At 43.7% G+C, this 1876-nt stretch carries 2 protein-coding genes; both read left to right on the plus strand.

Annotated elements, in window-relative coordinates; translation table 11 throughout:
• Positions 1 to 268: 268 nt before the first annotated feature.
• Positions 269 to 1090, plus strand: coding sequence for an ABC transporter permease (locus WAM07_RS13565; protein ID WP_422167653.1), 822 nt, complete (start codon positions 269 to 271; stop codon positions 1088 to 1090).
• Positions 1091 to 1106: 16 nt separating this feature from the next.
• On the plus strand, positions 1107 to 1876 hold a 770-nt coding region (locus WAM07_RS13570), incomplete at its 3' end, for an ABC transporter ATP-binding protein (protein ID WP_422167655.1).

The raw sequence follows: 1876 nt of genomic DNA on the forward strand, positions 1-1876 counted from the left end.
CGGACCCAGAATATCTCGAAACTGAGTCTTCAACTATACGGCCTTTTAGTTTAATAAGCTGTGGGAAAGGTGGCGAGGTTGTTACCTAATATGTACCCCCGCTTCCTTTTGACAAACCTCCTCTGAGTACACCATAGATGTACTTTAAAGGTGGTCGAGGTCCACCTTTTTGTAAGGTTATAAGAAGCAGAAATATTGGAGTAAATCTTTCCTCTTTTTTCACACATATAGGCAGAGGTACATATGATTGCCATAGAGGTGGTGAAGAATGAAGGAAAGACTGAACAATATAGAGCACGATCCGCTCACGGTTGAAAAAGAAGAATGGAAAAGGCGGCAGCTGAAAAGCCGGTTGAAGCAATTACTTACCATATCATCACCGATATTCATCCTGATTTTATGGGAATTTTTATCACGTACCGGCCTTGTGGATGCACGGTTTTTCCCGCCTCCTACAGAAATCGTAGGCACGTTTATCACGATGGGGACAAGTGGTGAATTATTTGAACATATAGGCATATCGCTGTTTCGTATAATGGCAGGATTTTTGCTTGGTGTAATCCCGGCCATCATTCTGGGGCTGCTGATGGGGCTGTATTCTCCACTTAGACACTTTTTCTCCCCGTTAATTATGGCCCTGATGCCCATTCCAACGCTTGCCTTATTACCAATTATTTTAATTTTGTTCGGAATAGGAGAAGTTTCAAAAATTGTTACCATCGCTGGGAGTGTATTTTTTCCAGTTATTATTAATACCGTAGCTGGGGTTATTACAATTGATCGCATTTATTTAGATGTAGCCCGGAACTATGGAGCGAATTCCCGCCAGTTCTTTTTTAAGATCGCCCTTCCCGGAGCTCTGCCTGTCATGATTGAAGGAATTCAGATGGGGCAGGCCATTGCCCTGCTTACGATTGTAGCTGCTGAAATGATGGGGGCAAATTCAGGGATTGGATATTTAATCTGGACGTCTTACAACGCCTTTTTGTTAAAAGAAATGTATGTCGGCCTGGTGCTGATTTCATTCTTTGGATACTTGTTCTCATTAATCCTGAGAGGATGCCAAAATAAACTGCTGCCATGGAGATAAACGAAGGAGGAGGTCTATGAGTACCCCCGCAAAGATTTCAATTCGCGATTTAACGAAAGTATTTTACAAAAAAGGTTCTAGTGTCACCGCTTTAAAAGAGGTGAGTCTGGATATCAAAGACGGGGAATTTGTCTGTCTTCTTGGTCCAAGCGGCTGTGGGAAAACGACCCTGCTAAGGATTCTGGCAGGGCTGGAAACGCCAAGCACTGGTGAGTTTATCATTTCCCGGGAAAAAGATGAGCGCCCGCTTCAGTCCATGGTTTTTCAGGAACGCGGCGTGATCCCCTGGCTGACTGTCAGAGAAAATGTAGCCTTTGGTTTGAAAATGAGACATCTACCCAAAGCCTATATTAAGGAACGAACGGATTACTACTTAGAAAAAGTAGGGCTAGAGCAATTTTCTACTCTTTATCCAAAAGAACTTTCTGGCGGGATGAAGCAACGGGTCAGTATTGCACGGGCGTTTGCTAATGATCCGGAAATTCTGCTGATGGATGAACCGTTCGCTGCTTTAGACGAACAAAATAAATTTATTTTGCAGGAAGAGCTGTTAAGTATTTGGAGTGAAACCAAAAAGACGGTCTTATTTATTACCCACAGCATTGACGAAGCTTTATTATTGAGCGATCGTATTGTGCTTATGAGTTCACAGCCTGGCACACTTGTGAGGGAAAAAAGGATCGACATGCCACGGCCGCGTACGATGGAAGAGGTGCGGGCAAACGCCGATCTTGCCTCAAGTTTTGTGGAAATCTGGACTCACCTTCAGGATGAGGTTCAAGGATC

The sequence above is a fragment of the Halobacillus sp. genome (assembly GCF_049282395.1).
GTDB lineage: Bacteria > Bacillota > Bacilli > Bacillales > Halobacillaceae > Halobacillus.